General features: G+C 71.0%; 14 protein-coding genes and 1 tRNA gene. 2 read left to right on the plus strand and 13 right to left on the minus strand.

All coding sequences use genetic code 11. From position 1 onward, the window contains the following. The first annotated feature begins 96 nt into the window (after positions 1-96). Positions 97-585: a transcription elongation factor GreA gene (gene greA, locus C9992_RS04770; protein ID WP_106814376.1), complete on the plus strand. Its 489-nt coding sequence runs from the start codon at positions 97-99 to the stop codon at positions 583-585. Positions 586-603: 18 nt separating this feature from the next. Here the strand turns inward: greA and ilvA are convergent, their stop codons facing one another. Then, positions 604-1,869 (minus strand): threonine ammonia-lyase, encoded by a 1,266-nt coding sequence (gene ilvA / locus C9992_RS04775; protein ID WP_106814649.1) that lies wholly within the window; start codon positions 1,867-1,869, stop codon positions 604-606. Between the two features lie 8 nt (positions 1,870-1,877). Continuing rightward, positions 1,878-3,083: an AI-2E family transporter gene (locus C9992_RS04780; RefSeq protein WP_106814377.1), complete on the minus strand. Its 1,206-nt coding sequence runs from the start codon at positions 3,081-3,083 to the stop codon at positions 1,878-1,880. A gap of 86 nt (positions 3,084-3,169) precedes the next feature. Here C9992_RS04780 and C9992_RS04785 point away from each other — a divergent pair, with 86 nt between their 5' ends. Further along, positions 3,170-4,477, plus strand: a complete 1,308-nt coding sequence (locus C9992_RS04785) for a winged helix-turn-helix domain-containing protein (RefSeq protein WP_106814378.1) — start codon at positions 3,170-3,172, stop codon at positions 4,475-4,477. Between the two features lie 34 nt (positions 4,478-4,511). On the opposite strand, the gene C9992_RS04790 is transcribed toward C9992_RS04785, so the two are convergent. The 11 genes from C9992_RS04790 to eno form a co-directional block, all read right to left on the minus strand. Continuing rightward, complete coding sequence (locus tag C9992_RS04790; RefSeq protein ID WP_106814379.1) at positions 4,512-5,609, minus strand: DNA glycosylase AlkZ-like family protein; 1,098 nt, start codon at positions 5,607-5,609, stop codon at positions 4,512-4,514. Positions 5,610-5,728: 119 nt separating this feature from the next. Then, the gene (locus tag C9992_RS04795; protein WP_106814380.1) at positions 5,729-6,295 is read right to left on the minus strand and encodes a LemA family protein; all 567 of its coding nucleotides are present in this window, start codon (positions 6,293-6,295) and stop codon (positions 5,729-5,731) included. A gap of 83 nt (positions 6,296-6,378) precedes the next feature. Then, positions 6,379-7,692 (minus strand): D-arabinono-1,4-lactone oxidase, encoded by a 1,314-nt coding sequence (locus C9992_RS04800; protein ID WP_106814381.1) that lies wholly within the window; start codon positions 7,690-7,692, stop codon positions 6,379-6,381. Then, positions 7,689-8,918: an alanine racemase gene (locus tag C9992_RS04805; RefSeq protein ID WP_106814382.1), complete on the minus strand. Its 1,230-nt coding sequence runs from the start codon at positions 8,916-8,918 to the stop codon at positions 7,689-7,691. The genes C9992_RS04800 and C9992_RS04805 overlap by 4 nt, the downstream gene beginning before the upstream one ends. Positions 8,919-9,030: 112 nt before the next feature. Then, on the minus strand, positions 9,031-9,186 hold the full coding sequence (locus C9992_RS18000; protein WP_160150824.1) for a hypothetical protein: 156 nt from the start codon (positions 9,184-9,186) through the stop codon (positions 9,031-9,033). A gap of 384 nt (positions 9,187-9,570) precedes the next feature. Further along, positions 9,571-9,643: transfer RNA gene (locus C9992_RS04810), tRNA-Leu, on the minus strand. Positions 9,644-9,714: 71 nt separating this feature from the next. After that, on the minus strand, positions 9,715-11,145 hold the full coding sequence (locus C9992_RS04815; protein WP_106814650.1) for an NAD(P)/FAD-dependent oxidoreductase: 1,431 nt from the start codon (positions 11,143-11,145) through the stop codon (positions 9,715-9,717). Between the two features lie 34 nt (positions 11,146-11,179). Further along, the gene (locus C9992_RS04820) at positions 11,180-12,457 is read right to left on the minus strand and encodes a S8 family serine peptidase (RefSeq protein ID WP_106814651.1); all 1,278 of its coding nucleotides are present in this window, start codon (positions 12,455-12,457) and stop codon (positions 11,180-11,182) included. Further along, on the minus strand, positions 12,454-12,972 hold the full coding sequence (locus tag C9992_RS04825; RefSeq protein ID WP_106814383.1) for a DUF501 domain-containing protein: 519 nt from the start codon (positions 12,970-12,972) through the stop codon (positions 12,454-12,456). The genes C9992_RS04820 and C9992_RS04825 overlap by 4 nt, the downstream gene beginning before the upstream one ends. A gap of 75 nt (positions 12,973-13,047) precedes the next feature. Beyond that, positions 13,048-13,596 carry an FtsB family cell division protein gene (locus C9992_RS04830; protein WP_235007987.1) on the minus strand — a complete coding sequence of 183 codons (549 nt, stop codon included), beginning with the start codon at positions 13,594-13,596 and terminating at the stop codon, positions 13,048-13,050. Between the two features lie 55 nt (positions 13,597-13,651). Continuing rightward, on the minus strand, positions 13,652-14,932 hold the full coding sequence (gene eno, locus C9992_RS04835; RefSeq protein ID WP_106814384.1) for a phosphopyruvate hydratase: 1,281 nt from the start codon (positions 14,930-14,932) through the stop codon (positions 13,652-13,654). Positions 14,933-15,004 lie beyond the last annotated feature (72 nt).

Genomic DNA, 15,004 nt, shown 5'->3' on the forward strand with positions numbered 1-15,004 from the left:
ACGTGACTGCAGTCGATCGCGCCCTGGCCGTGAGCCGGGGCGTTCGGTTTATGCCGTCCCGTCCCACAGCGGCGGGGCCGAAAGAAGGAGTCAGTCGTGTCCGACGCCCCCGTGACCTTCCTCACCCAGGACGCCTACGACCGCCTGGCCGCCGAGCTGGAGCACCTCTCGACGACCGGCCGCGAGGAGATCGCCAAGCGCATCGAGGCCGCCCGTGAAGAGGGCGACCTCAAGGAGAACGGCGGCTATCACGCTGCCAAGGACGAGCAGGGCAAGCAGGAGGCGCGCATCCGCACGCTCCAGGAGCTGCTGAAGAACGCCAAGGTCGGCGAGGCTCCGGAGAGCACCGGCGTGGTCGAGCCCGGCACCGTCGTGACGGCGGTGATCGCCGGCGGCGAGGAGGTCTTCCTCCTGGGCAACCGTGAGATCGCCGCCGGGTCGGAGCTGGACGTCTACAGCGAGGCTTCGCCGCTGGGGACCGCCATCCTCGGCCGCAAGGAGGGCGAGAAGACCTCGTACACCGCTCCCAACGGCCGCGAGATCACCGTCGAGATCCTCAAGGTCGAGACCTACAACGGCCGGTAGCCGCCGTCTCGCGCCCGCTCAATCGAGGACGACGGTCGGCGCGTAGCCGGCCTCTTCCAGCACCGCGATCACGTGCGCGCGGTGCTCCTCGCCGCGCGTCTCGACGCTCAGCTGCAGGATCACCTCGCTGATCTGCAGCCCCTGCCCGTGCCGGGTGTGGAGCACCTCGATCACGTTGGCGCCGGCGATCGCCAGCAGCTCCGACACGCGCGCCAGCTGACCGGGGCGGTCGGGAAGAGGGATGCGCAACGTCATGTACCGACCGGATGCCGCCAGTCCGTGCGCGACGACACGCTGCAGCAGCAGCGGGTCGATGTTGCCGCCCGACAGCACCGTCACCGTCGGACCGTGCGCGACGATCTTGCCGGCGAGGATCGCCGCGACGCCGACCGCGCCGGCCGGCTCGACGACCTGCTTGGCCCGCTCGAGCAGGACCAGCAGGGCACGGGCGATGTCGTCCTCCGACACTGTCACGACATCGTCCACGAGATCGCGGATGATCTCGAAAGGAAGGTCGCCGGGACGTGCGACCGCGATGCCGTCGGCGATCGTCGGCGTCGTGGCGACCTCGATCGGGTGCCCGGCTTCCAGCGACGGCGGGTATGCGGCCGAGTTCGCCGCCTGCACGCCGATGACACGGATGGTGCGCCCCTCCGCGGCTGCGCGCGCCTTCACGGCGGCCGCGACGCCGGCGATGAGCCCTCCCCCGCCGATGCCGACCACGACGGTGTCGAGGTCGGGCACCTCGTCCATCAGCTCGAGGCCGAGCGTGCCCTGGCCGGCGATGACGTCGGGGTGGTCGAACGGGTGGATGAAGACCGCCCCGGTGCGCTCGGCGAACTCCGCCGCCATCCGCAGCGGTGTCTCGACCGTGGCCCCCTCCAGCACCACGTCGGCGCCGTACCCGCGGGTGGCCAGGAGCTTCGGGACGGGGACGCCCAGCGGCATGAAGATCGTGGCCGGGATGCCGAGGGCCTTCGCGGCCATCGCGACTCCCTGGGCGTGATTGCCCGCCGAAGCGGCGACGACGCCGCGGGCCCGCTCCTCCGGTGTGAGGCGCGAGAGCCGGTAGGTGGCACCGCGGATCTTGAACGAGCCGGTGCGCTGCAGGTTCTCGAGCTTCAGGTGCACGGGCACGCCCAGGAGGTCCGACAGGTGCTGGGACTCCTCGAGCGGAGTGTGCGAGATGACGCCCTCGAGGGTGGCCGCGGCATCCGAGAAATCGGCGAGCGTCGGAACGGCGGCGCCGGGGGCCGCCCCGGCCGCGCGGTCGGCGGAAGGCATGGCGGTGGTCACGAGCGGACTCTCCTCTGCCGGGGGACGGTGCTCCAGATGAGGTCGCCGGTGGGTTTGGCCCCTGTCTGCCAGGCACGCTCCGCCAGATACACGGCGACGACGTTGACGAAGGCTGCCAGCGGCACGGCGAACAGCGCTCCGGGGATGCCGGCGATCATCGCGCCACCGGCGACGACGAGGACCACCGCCAGCGGATGGACCTTCACCGCCGAGCCCATCAGCAGCGGCTGCAGCACGTGGCCCTCCAGCTGCTGCACGCCCAGCACGACGACGAGCATCCACAGCGCGATCCACGGGCCGTTGTAGACGAGCGCGAGGAAGACGGCGACGGCGCCGGTGACCACCGCACCGACGATCGGGACGAACGATCCGAGGAAGACCAGCACCGCGACCGGGATGGGCAGCGGAACGCCCAGCAGCGCGGCTCCGAGGCCGATGCCGATGGCGTCGATGGTGGCCACCAGCAGCTGGGTGCGGGCGTAGTTGACGACGGTGACCCAGCCGGCGCGGCCGGCGCCGTCGGCGGCCGGACGGGCCTTCTTCGGGAACAGGCGAAGCGTCCACCGCCAGATGCCGGCGCCGTCTGCGAGGAGGCAGAGCAGGATGAAGAGGGCCAGCAGCGCGCCGGTGGCGACGTGACCGATGGTGCTGCCGATCGCGAGGGCGCCCGACCACAGCAGCTCGGCCTGCTCCTGCAGGAAGGCGAAGCCCTGGTCCAGCATCCCGTCGATCTGATCGGCTGTCAGGTGCAGGGGGCCGTCGATGAGGTACTGGCGGAACTGGGCGACGGCGGCGACGGTGCGCTCCTGCACCGAATCCCATTGCTGCATGATCTGCCAGACCACCAGCCACAGCAGGCCCGTCACGATCGCCAGCGTTCCGACGACGGAGATGACGATCGCGAGCCAACGCGGCACCCGGTGGCGCAGCATCCAGGCGAACGCGGGCCACAGCAGTGCGGTGATGAGGATCGCGATCAGCAGCGGGATGACGAGCAGCTTCAGCTGCATCACGAGCCAGATCGCGATGCCGATCGCGACGGCCACGACGATCAGCCGCCAGGAGTACGCCGTGACGATGCGCAGTCCGCGCGGCACGGACGCGGACGTCTCGGTCGAGACGATCCTGCTGCGATCCCGCACGGCGTCGAACAGCGAGCCGCGGGGCTTGTCGTCGGAGCCGCTCGTTCGCCCAGTGCTCATTGGCCCAGTCTAGGCGCGTCGCATTCCGCACCGGTCATGGATCGGGCCGCCGCACCGATGTCCGAACCGCTCGTTACGCTGACCCCGTGAGATCGTCACTGAGTGCCGCCGAGGCGCGGCGGGTCGCCCTGGCCGCGCAGGGATTCGCGCGGCCTCGGCCCGCGGCCGCCGGCACGCGTCAGCTCAACGCTGCACTCGCCCGCATGGCGACCCTGCAGATCGACTCGGTGAACGTCTTCGCCCGCTCCCACTACATGCCCCTGTTCTCCCGCGTGGGCGCCTATGACCAGGCGGCCCTGGACCGGCTGCTTTTCGCGCGCAGGCCGGCGTATGTGGAGTACTGGGCGCACGTCGCGGCCTTCATCCCCGCCGCCGACTGGGGCCTGTTCGACTTCCGCATGGCGGCGATGCGGGCGAAGTACCAGGCTCCCGGCGGATGGTTCGACACCCACCGCGACATCGTGGAGTGGGTGCGGGCCGAGTTGGCGGACCGCGGCCCGCTGCGGCCGGCCCAGATCGAACACGACGCCAAGCAGGGGGCCCGTGGACCGTGGTGGGACTGGGACGTCGTCAAGCACGCGCTGGAGCACCTGTGGCTGTTCGGCGAGGTCGCGATCGCCGGCCGCCGGGGTTTCGAGCGACGCTATGCGCTGGCCGAGCAGGTGATCCCCGCTCACGTCCTGGCCGCACCGGTCCCGAAAGACGACGCTATCCGGGAGCTCGTGCGCCGGGCCGCCAGGGCGTACGGCATCGCGACGGCGGCCGACATCGCGGATTACTGGCGCATCGCCGACCGCAAAGCCGTCATCGCTACCCTGGGCGATCTCGTCGATGCCGGTGAGCTGCGCCCCGTGACGGTCGACGGGTGGAAGAGCGCGGGGCGCCCCGCGAAGGCCTGGCTGCACGACGAGGCCGTCATCCCCCGGCGGATCGACGCGGCAGCGATCCTCACGCCGTTCGATCCCGTGGTCTGGTTCCGCGACCGCGCGCAGCGACTGTTCGACTTCGAGTATCGGATCGAGATCTACACGCCGGCGCCCCGTCGGCGGTACGGCTACTACTCGCTGCCCGTTCTCCTCGGTGACGACATCGTGGGGCGCGTCGACCTCAAGGCGGATCGCGCCCGGTCGACCTTGCTCGTCCAGTCGGCATGGTGGGAGCACGGACGCCCGGCGGATGCCGCGGCGCGCCTGGCGGACGAGCTGCGGCTGGCCGCCGCCTGGCAGGGACTGGAGGAGATCTCGGTGTCGCGCTGGGGCGATGCCGCCGACGACCTGGCGGGCGCCCTGCCTGAGGCGGGCCGCCACGACGCCGGCCCGGCCGCACCGGTCGCCCTCGGCGCAGACGAGCCCGATGACGACATCGGTCTCGAGCTCGAGGGGCTCGCCAGCTGAGCGCGGCGGGCGTGCAGCGAGTCTGCCGCCGCGGTCAGGCGTCGGGGAGACCGACGGGCTCCACGCCCAGCCAGCGCGCCAGCTCGCGGATCTCCGCGTGCACGGATGCACGGACGGCGTCGGTGAACGGCGCATCCTCATGGATCGCGTGCACGCGCAGCACGCCGGCCTTGCGATCCGCCTTCGCATCCAGTTTTCCGACGAACCGATCGCCGTGCAGGATCGGCAGCGCGAAGTAGCCCCACCGGCGCTTGGCGGCGGGCTTGTACATCTCGAGGAGGTACTCGTACCCGAAGATCTCCTCGAGACGGCGGCGGTCGAACACGAGCCGGTCGAACGGCGACAGCAGCGCCGTCCGCGGCGGGAGAGCGTCGAGCGCGGCGAGCCCGTCGGGATCCACGCGCCAGACGCCGTCGACGCCGTCGACAGTGGCCTCCTCGCCGATCTCGCCGACGTCGATCGGTTCGATCGGCTGGGATACGCCCTTGGCGCGGACGATCCCGAAGGACACGAGACGACGCTCGGCGCGCTCCCGGGCGGCCTCCTCGTCGGTCAGCTGCGGGACGTCGGCGGGATACACGCGCTCCGCGACGTCGAACAGCCGGCCGCCGGCATCCCTCGACGAGACGGCGACCTCGCCGCACAGCACCAGCATCTCCAGCAGCTGCAGCGAATTGCGATTGTTCGTCCACCCCGAGGAGCGCCACGATACCTGCGCGGTGTCGGGGATGTCGGCGGCATGCAGCGGGCCTTCTGCACGGAGCCTCCCCACGACCTCACGCCGGAACGCGTCGTTGGCCGCGAGCCATTCGCGCGCCTGAGCCGACTGCGGCCGTCGCCGCATCTCGGGAAGGATGAGCGCGAGGTCGGTCATGGCGCGGTAGAAGCCGCCCCATTCGAAGACGGCGCGGTCCTCCTCGACCAGGCGCACGAGATCGGCGGGCTGGTACGGCCAGCCGAGCCTGCTCCACAGGATCAGGTCGGCACTGGGGGCGATCGCCGCCGTGGGTTCGATGTTGACGACAGTCAGGCCGTCGATGGTCTCCACGATGCCCGCCGGCCGTTCCGCCGTGAGCAGCTGCGCGCGGACGGCAAGACGGCGAGCATCGTGGAGACTGAGCCGGAGAGGCATCCCCCGACGTTACCCCCGCGTTCCGACATCCGGCGGAACCGCGGAAAGGTGAGGTCTCGCTACGCTCGCTGGCGCTCGCTACTGGCTCGCTGGCGACGCTCGCATTGACCCGCGTCGCGTCAGAACTGCACGCGGGGTGGCTCGGAGATCGCGGCGCCGTCGATCACCTCGAAGAACTCGCGTTCGTGGAACCCGAGGTTGCGGGCGAAGAGGTTGTTGGGGAAGACCTTGATCTTCGTGTTCAGCTCCCGCACGCCGCCGTTGTAGAACCGGCGCGATGCCTGGATCTTGTCTTCGGTGTCGACGACGGACTGCTGCAGCTGCAGGAAGTTCTGGCTCGCCTGCAGCTGCGGGTAGGCCTCGGCGACGGCGAACAGCGACTTCAGCGCCTGCTGCATGCGGCCTTCGGCCGCCCCCGCCTCGGCGGGGCCCGTGGCCGACAGCGTGTCGGCGCGCGCCTGGGTCACGCGTTCGAAGACGGCTTTCTCGTGGGTCGCGTAGCCCTTCACGGCCTCGATCAGGTTCGGCAGCAGATCCGCCCGTCGCTTGAGCTGCACCGTGATGTCGCTCCACGCCTCGTCGACACGCACGTTCAGCTGGACGAGTGAGTTGTACGTCGCCCAGAGGTAGATGCCGACGATGACGACGAGCGCCACCACGATAAGGACTGGGATCAGCCATTCCATTGCCGATGCTCCCTTTCGGTCGTGCCCTCATCCTACCGACGGCGTTCGACCTGGCCGTCGTCGTCGGGCGCGACTCTCAGCCGTTACCCACCGAGCACGCGCTCCAGGTAGGCGTTGCGGAAGAGGCGCTCGGGATCGAGGCGCTCCCGCAGCGCGACGAAATCGTCGAACCGGGGGTACCTGGCGCGGAGGATGTCGGCGCCGATTGTGTGCATCTTGCCCCAGTGCGGGCGCCCATCGAAGCGGAGCATGATCTCCTCCACCGCCTCGAAGTACTCGGTCGGATCCTCCCGCCAGTACCGGTGGACCGCGATGTAGCCGGACGCCCGGTCGTGCGCGGTCGAGAGCCAGCGGTCGTCGGCCGCCGCGAAGCGCACCTCGACGGGGAAGCCGATCCGCCAGCCCCGCTCGTCCACCAGTGCGCGCAGGGCCTGGAAGGCGGGCCGCACGTTCCCGGCGGGCAGCGCGTACTCCATCTCCCGGAACCGGACCGACCGGCTGGTCGCGAACACGCGGGCCGAGGCGTCCGTGAACTCGCGATCGCCCCAGACCTTCGCCGAGAGCCGGTTGATCGCGGGCACGAGGGCCGGCACCGCTCTGCCGGTGGTGCACGCCACCTGATGCAGGCCGCTGCCCACGAGCGTGTCGTCGATCCACCTCCCCACCGGCGGAAGCGGGTGCCGCGGTGCGCTTTCGGGCAGCCGGGTGTTGGTCTTGGTCATCGCGCGGTCGGTGTGCGGGAACCAGTAGAACTCGAAGTGATCCTCGGCTGCGACGCGGTCCTCCAGCGTCCGGAGGACGTCATCGAGCGACTCCGGGCGCTCGACCGCGTGCAGGACGAACGCGGGCACGCACTGCAGCGTCACCTCGACGAGGATGCCGAGGGCGCCGAGCCCCAGAGCGACGGCGGGAAGCATCTCGGGGTTCTCGTCCTCGCCCACCCGCAGCAGGTCGCCGGATGCCGTGACGAGTGTCGCACCGACCACCTGGGCGGCGATGCCCCCGAATCGTGCGCCGGTGCCATGGGTGCCGGTCGAGATCGCTCCCGCGATGGACTGCCGGTCGATGTCGCCGAGATTCTCCATGGCCAGGCCGTACGGCGCCAGCAGCCGCGGGATCTGGTGCAGCCGGGTGCCTGCCAGCAGGGTGACACGTCCGCGCTCCACATCGACCGAGACGAGTCCGGTGAGATCGTCCAGCTCGAGAAGCACTCCCGGTGCGACCGCGATCCCCGTGAAGCTGTGCCCCGCCCCGACCGCCTTCACCGGCAGCCGCTGCGCTGCCGCGGCGACCACCGCCCGCTGCACCGCCGCGACGGTGCGGGGGAACTCCACCCGTTGCGGTCGGACCGACTCCGAACGCCCCCAGTTGCGCCAGACTCCGCCCGGACGTGTCACAGGAACGCCTTCCCTTCGCCTCGGTAGGTGGCAAGCTCTCCCACGAGGCGCTCCCCCTCGACGAGGTGGTAGCGCTCGACCCTTTCGGCGAGCTCTCCGCTCTTGGCGTGGCGGAACCACACACGGTCCCCGACGCGGAGTCTGCGCGCCGCCGCACCGCGCAGCGGCGTCTGCACTTCGCCCGAGCCCTCGCGCGGCGCCGTGCGCAGGTCGGGCGGCCACACCGCGCGGGGTTGGCGGGACTCCACGGCGGGACCGGAGGCGATCCACCCGCCGCCCAGCACGGTGGCGACATCGGCGGCCGGCTTTCGCACCACCTCCAGGGCGAAGGCTGCGGCAGGGGCCGGGTCGAAAGCGCGGTAGCCGTCGAACAGGTGGCCCGCGAGCAGGCCGCTGCCGGCGGTGAGCTCGGTGACCGCCTGATCGGATGCTGTCAGCTCGAGCGAGCCCGTCCCTCCCCCGTTCACGAAGTCCAGGGCGGCGATGTCACGCAGGGCGGCGACGATGGCACCCCGTCTGTCGAGGAGCTCGGCGCCAGAGCGGCGCTGCATCCACCGGATGACCGCATCACCGGATCCGGTGGCATCACCCTGTCCGGCGATCTGCGCTTCGTACATCATGAGACCGACCAGCCGGAACCCGGGACGCCTTGCGATCGCGCGTGCGAGTGAGGCGACCTCGGCGGCCTCGTGGAGCGGAGAGCGCAGGACGCCGATGTGGCCGAGGCCCGGCGCCCGCCACGACGCGTCGGCGTCGATCGCGACGCGGATCTCGGGCCGCGAACCCGGTGCGGCGATCGCGTCGACGAGGTCGAGCTGTGCGAGATCGTCGACCATCAGCGTGATCCGCGACGCCGCAGCCTCGTCGGTCGTCAGCGCGGCCAACGCCCCGCGATCGGCGGTCGGATAGCCCAGGACGATGTCGTCGTGGGTCGCGGCCAGCCAGAGGGCTTCGGGGAGCGTGAAGGCGAGGATGCCGCGATAGCCCGGCAGCGCCAGCACGGCGTCGAGCACCTCACGAACGCGCACCGACTTGCTCGCGACACGGATGGGCACCCCGCCCGCGCGCACGACGAGGTCCAGCGCGTTGTAGCGGAGGGCGTCGGCGTTGATCGCGGCCACCGGGCCGCTCACGTCCGCCAGGGCGTGGGTCATGGCGCCCCAGTAGGACGCGGGATCGTCCCACGGCTTCGTCGCCGCGGGTGAGGACAGGAGATCGAGACTCATACGGCTCGCTTCGGGTGCGCGCGCATCGCCCCAGCCTACGGCCCCGCCCGCGTCGCTGACGAGCGCCCGACAGGGTGTCGCGCGCACACAGGAGGCGACGAGATGCGAAGGATCAGTCCTTGCGCGAGGCGCGCTCCTGCTCCACCTCGTCCTCAGCCGCGTACACGGTGATCGGCGGCACCGCCAGGAAGAGGGCGACGAGCTTCCACCACCATCCGCTGCGGGGCGGGCGCTGCTTGTCGGTCCGGCCCTTGCTGTCCTCGATCATCGCTCACGCCCCCTTCGCCGATGCCGTCAGGCTAACGCGGCGCGCGCGAGACCACCAGCATCTCCGCGCCGCCGGACGGACGGGGCGACCACGGCGGGGTCGTTGCTGAGAGTTTCCCGAGCGACCGGCTCGCGGGTTTGTCCCCCATATGGGGGACACGCTAGCTTCGTCATGCGGGATCCGAGGTCGTCTGGGGAGACGCTCGGGCTGGGGCCCGCGACGGAGGCGACGCGGACTGGGGACGCAAGCCTCCGCCACCCCCTGATCGACGACGCCCCCTCGGGCAGCATGCAGGCGCCCGAGGGGGGGCGACGGCCGATGCGCCGCGCCGCATTCTCGGCGCACGCTGCGCATGTGCCGGAAGATCCGGGGCCTGACGACGGGTACCCCCGGTGGGACTCGAACCCACACTGAAGCGATTTTAAGTCGCCTGCCTCTGCCATTGGGCTACGGGGGCCCACGCATGCCGCGCACACGCGAATGCCGCAGGCTCATCCTCTCAGACGAGCCTGCGGCATGCGTTCGATGTCAGCGCGCGGCGACCTTCTCGCCGTCGGCCGGGGCCTTCTTCGCCGGAGCCTTCTTCGCCGGGGCGCTGGCCGCCGGGGCGGCGTCGGCCGGCGCCTCGACGGGCTGCGGCGGGCGCGGGCGAGCGGCGAACTCCTCGAAGACGTAGCGGGGGTTCTGCACCGTCGACAGGTTCACCATGTCGCGGCCGAGCCAGAAGTTGTTCCACCAGCCCCAGAGCACGCGCCACTTGCGCTCCCACGACGGCATCGCCAGACCGTGGTAGCCGCGGTGCGCGAGCCAGGCGATCCAGCCCTTGAGCGCGATGTTGCCGGACTGGAAGACGCCGACCCACAGTCCCAGGCCCGCGACGGCGCCGAGGTTCTTGTGGTAGTAGTCCCGCGGAAGCTCGCCCCGGAGCACCGCGACGAGGTTCTTCGCCAGGAGCTTGGCCTGCCGCACGGCGTGCTGCGCGTTGGGCACGCAGTAGCCGCCCACACCGCCACCGGTCAGGTCCGGGACGGCTGCGACGTCGCCGGCGGTCCAGGCGCCCTCGACGATCTCGTCGGCGGTGCCGACCCGGAGATCCGCGCGGGCGCGGATGCGACCGCGCTCCTCGACGGGCAGATCGCCGCCGCGCACCACCGTCGGGTTGGCCATGACGCCGGCGGTCCAGATGATGAGGTCGGTGGGGATGACCTCGCCGGTGGACAGCTCGACGTTGCCGCCGATCGCGCCGGTGACCTGGGTGTCGAGGTGCACGTATGCACCGCGCTTGGCGAGGTTCTTCAGCACCCATTCGCTCGTCTTGAGCGAGACCTCGGGCATGATGCGGCTCATCGCCTCGATGAGGTGGAAGTGCGTGTCGTCGAACGTGATCTGCGGGTAGCTCTTCACCAGCGAGGATGCCAGCGAGCGCAGCTCGGCGAAGACCTCGATGCCCGCGAATCCGCCGCCGACGACGACGACGGTCAGCAGCCGGTCGCGCTCCGGGCCGGGAGGCAGCGTCGAGGCTTTGTCGAAGTTCGACATCAGCCGGTCGCGAATGGCGACCGCCTCTTCGATGGTCTTCAGGCCGATCGCGTTGTCGGCGATGCCGGGGATCGGGAACGTGCGCGAGACGGCGCCCGCGGTCACCACGATCTGGTCGTACTCGAACTCGTAGGGCTCACCCGCGATCGGCGTGATCGTGGCGACCTTGTGCGCGTGGTCGATGCCGGTGACCTTCGCGGCGACGACGTGGGTGCGCTTGAGGTGGCGACGCAGCGCCACGACCGAGTGACGCGCCTCGATCGAGCCGGCCGCGACCTCGGGGAGGAACGGCTGGTAGGTCATGTAGGGCAGCGGATCGACGATGGTCACGTCCGCCTCGCCCTTGCGCAGATGCTTCTCGAGCTTCCAGGCCGTGTAGAAGCCTGCGTATCCGCCACCGACGATGAGGATCTTGGGCACGGTGTTGGTCACGGTTTGGAGTACTCCTCCTGTGTCAGCGGCTCGGCGCGCGGGACGCCAATCGGATGCGTCGGACAGCAGCGGTGACGCCGAGCGCCACCAGTATAGCCGCCGTGGTGGCCAAGGTGAGCGGCAGCGTCCCATACAGGAGGGTGTTCCGGTCGGGCAGGAGCGGCGACGCCGCGCGTGTGGCCGTCTCGGCGTCCGGCAGCGGGGGCACCTCGACGGGAGCGGCGGGCTCCTGCGGCAGCGGCGCCGCCGGCGCACGCCGGTACAGCCGTACCCAGTCCTGCAGACTGCCCATCGGGTTCGCGCTGACGGTCGGGACGCTCGCCGAGACGGCGGCGGCGGCATCCACCAGGCCATAGCCGTACAGCAGGTCCGGCACGTCGGTCGCACCGGCAGCCGGCCGCGCCGTCTTCACGATCCGGTTGATCACGTTGTTCGCGTCCAGCTCGGGGTGCGCCGAGCGCACGAGCGCCGCGATCCCCGCCACGATGGGCGCGGCGCCGCTCGTGCCGTCCCACGAGACGAGCGTGGAATCGGCCGAGACGCCGATCAGCTCTTCGCTGGGCGCCGACACGCCGATCGTGATGCCCTGGGTCGACGCGTCGATGCTGGCCTTGCCCGATCGGTCGACACCTCCCACGGTCAGCACGCCGGGGATGGTGGCGGGAGCGCCCACGCGCGTGGTGCCGCTGCCCCGGTTGCCCGCCGCCACCACCACGACCACGTCGTGGTCGAAGGCATACAGGAAGGCGTCGTCCCAGCTCTCGGGCCAGTCCGGGACGTTCGTCGTCAGCGACATGTTGATCACGTCGGCCCCGTTGTCGACGGACCACCGGATGGCGTCGGCGATCTGCTCGGAGAACGATCGCGGAGCCGACGAGCCGAAGGCGACCGACACCGAGAGCAGCTGCGCCTCCGGTGCCACGCCGATCATGCCTGTGCCGGGCCCGGTGCCCCGACCTGCCGCGAGCGAGGCGACCCAGCTGCCGTGATCGGCATCCACGGCGCCGACGGGGGTTCGCCCGTCGGGTGACCCGGCGCCCGAGACGTCCGTCCCGCCGGCGACCGCTCCGTCGAACTCCACGGGGCCACGGCCGATGCCGGTGTCGATGATCGCGATCTTGGTGCCTGCGCCGCGGGTGGTCTCCCAGGCCCTCTCGATGCCGTAGTCGGCGAGCCAGTACTCCGCCGCCCGCACGGGATCGGTCCCGGGCGTGGTCGCGGCCTGTGCCGCGGAGGGGGCGACGACCAGACCCGTCGCGACGATGGCCGATGCCACCGCCGAGAGCACGCGGCCGCTCATCCGTCCGAGCCCGGCCGCGCGCACACGCACCGTGCGGGAGACCAGCTCGACATCGCGAGCGCCCGATCGCCGATCGGGTTGACCCCTGGCCCGGCCGCCAGCGCATGACCGGCCAGCGCGTGCAGGCATTTCACGCGCGTCGGCATGCCGCCCGCGGAGATGCCGTCGATCTCCTCGACGTGGCCGTACGCCGCGCGATCTTCGAGGTACGCCTCGTGGGCGCGCCGGTACGCCTGGGCCACCTCGTCGTCGGCCGCGAGCTCGTCGGACAGCTCCCGCATCACGTGGTCCGCCTCGAGCATCGACATCGCGGCCGTGGCCGCCGGATGCGTCAGGTAGTAGAACGTGGGGAACGGCGTGCCGTCCGGCAGCCGGGGCGACGTCGCGACCACCGTCGGATTGCCGCACACGCAGCGGGCGGCGATGCCGACGACCCCTCGGGCGGGCCGGCCGAGCTGCTCGCGGAGCACCTCGAGATCGGCGTCGCTGACAGGGGGGAACGGCGGGGTCGTCACTCTTCCAGGCTAGCGGCGACGCCTGGGACGGCGCTGGACCGCCGGGGCGAGACGGATGCCCCGTTCCGCCGCCGACTACGGAGTCGGTGTGGGCGAGGGCGCCGGGTCGGGTACGCCGACGGTCAGCGGCGCGACGGTTTGAGCCAGGCCCGCCTCGGTGACGGAGCGCACCAGCTGCGCCATCCAGTCGGTGTGGGCTGCTTCCAGCTCGTCGCTGACCGGTTCCTGCTCCTGGGGCGCCAGCTCGGGCGGGAGGTCGTCGTCCACGAGGTAGACCACCTCGCCGGGCTTGACGTAGTAGAGGCGCTCACGCGCCTGCGTGGTGATGTACGCCGGGTCCTGCCAGCGCTCCCGCTGGGATTCCAGGTCGGCCACCTGGTCCCGGCTCAGCTGCACGGCGGCTCGGAGTGCGGCGATCTGCTGCCGCTGATCCACGTACATGCCGATCGTGGGCACCAGGACGAAGGCCGCCAGCACCACGAGGCCCATCATGATGACCATGAACCCCGAGAGACGGATGCCGCCCAGCCAACCGCGCACGTCGACGGCGCGTTGTGCTGCGGCGGGCCGGCGCCCGGCACCCCGTCTCCGGGTACGAGAAGGGGGAGCCGTCGTCTTGGCCACGGCTCCCCCTCCCTCGATCCCGCCGCGGCGGGATCTTCACGACGCTCTCAGCGCATCAGCCCTTGTAGCGCGGGAACGCGCCGCGGCCCGCGAAGACCGCCGCGTCGCCGAGCTCCTCCTCGATGCGCAGAAGCTGATTGTATTTCGCGACGCGCTCGCTGCGAGCGGGCGCGCCGGTCTTGATCTGACCGCAGTTCACCGCGACCGCGAGGTCGGCGATCGTGGTGTCCTCCGTCTCGCCGGAACGGTGCGACAGCATCGACCGGTACCCGTTCTGGGTCGCCAGCGAGATCGCATCCAGGGTCTCCGACAGCGTGCCGATCTGGTTCACCTTGACCAGCAGGGCGTTGCCGACGCCGAGGTCGATGCCCTTCTGCAGGCGCGTCGGGTTCGTGACGAACAGGTCGTCCCCGACGAGCTGGACCTTGGAGCCGATCGCATCGGTCAGCGCCTTCCAGGCATCCCAGTCGTCTTCGGCGAGCGCGTCCTCGATCGTCACGATCGGGTAGTTCGCGACGAGGTCGGCGAAGTACTCGGTGAGCTGGTCGGCCGACCACGCCTTCCCCTCGACGGTGTACACGCCGTTGTCGAAGAACTCGGTCGCCGCCACGTCCAAGCCGACGGCGATGTCGCGGCCGGGGGTGAAGCCGGCCTTCTCGATCGCGCGGATGAGGAAGTCCAGGCCCTCGCGGTTGCTGGGCAGGTCGGGGGCGAAGCCGCCCTCGTCGCCGAGCCCCGTGGCGAAGCCTGCCGCCTTCAGCTCACCCTTGAGGACGTGGTAGACCTCGGTGCCCCAGCGGAGCGAGTCGGCGTACGTCTCGGCGCCGATGGGGGCGAGGAAGTACTCCTGGAAGTCGATGCCGTTGTCGGCGTGCTCGCCGCCGTTGATGACGTTGAACAGCGGCACCGGCAGGACGTGCGCGTTGGGGCCGCCGAGGTAGCGGAACAGCGGCAGGTCGGCTGCGTCCGCTGCCGCCTTCGCAACGGCCAGCGACACACCGAGGATGGCGTTCGCACCGGTGCGGGACTTGTTCTCGGTGCCGTCGGTCGCGATGAGGATCTCGTCGACGAGCCGCTGTTCGCTCGCCTCGACGCCCTCGATCGCCGGGCCGAGCTCGTCGATCACGGCGGCAACGGCCTTCAGCACGCCCTTGCCGCCGTACCGGCTCTTGTCGCCGTCGCGCAGCTCGTACGCCTCGAAGGCGCCGGTCGACGCGCCCGAGGGGACGGCGGCGCGCTGGACGGTGCCGTCTTCGAGCAGCACCTCCACCTCGACGGTCGGGTTTCCGCGCGAGTCGAGGATCTCGCGCGCGCCTACAGCCTCGATCTGTGCCACAGGGGTTTCTCCTTGCTTGTGGAGCGTGATTCGTCGGAGCGTCGTCGGTCCGTCCCCGAGTCTAGTGAGGGC

The sequence above is a fragment of the Microbacterium timonense genome (assembly GCF_900292075.1).
Lineage (GTDB): Bacteria > Actinomycetota > Actinomycetes > Actinomycetales > Microbacteriaceae > Microbacterium > Microbacterium timonense.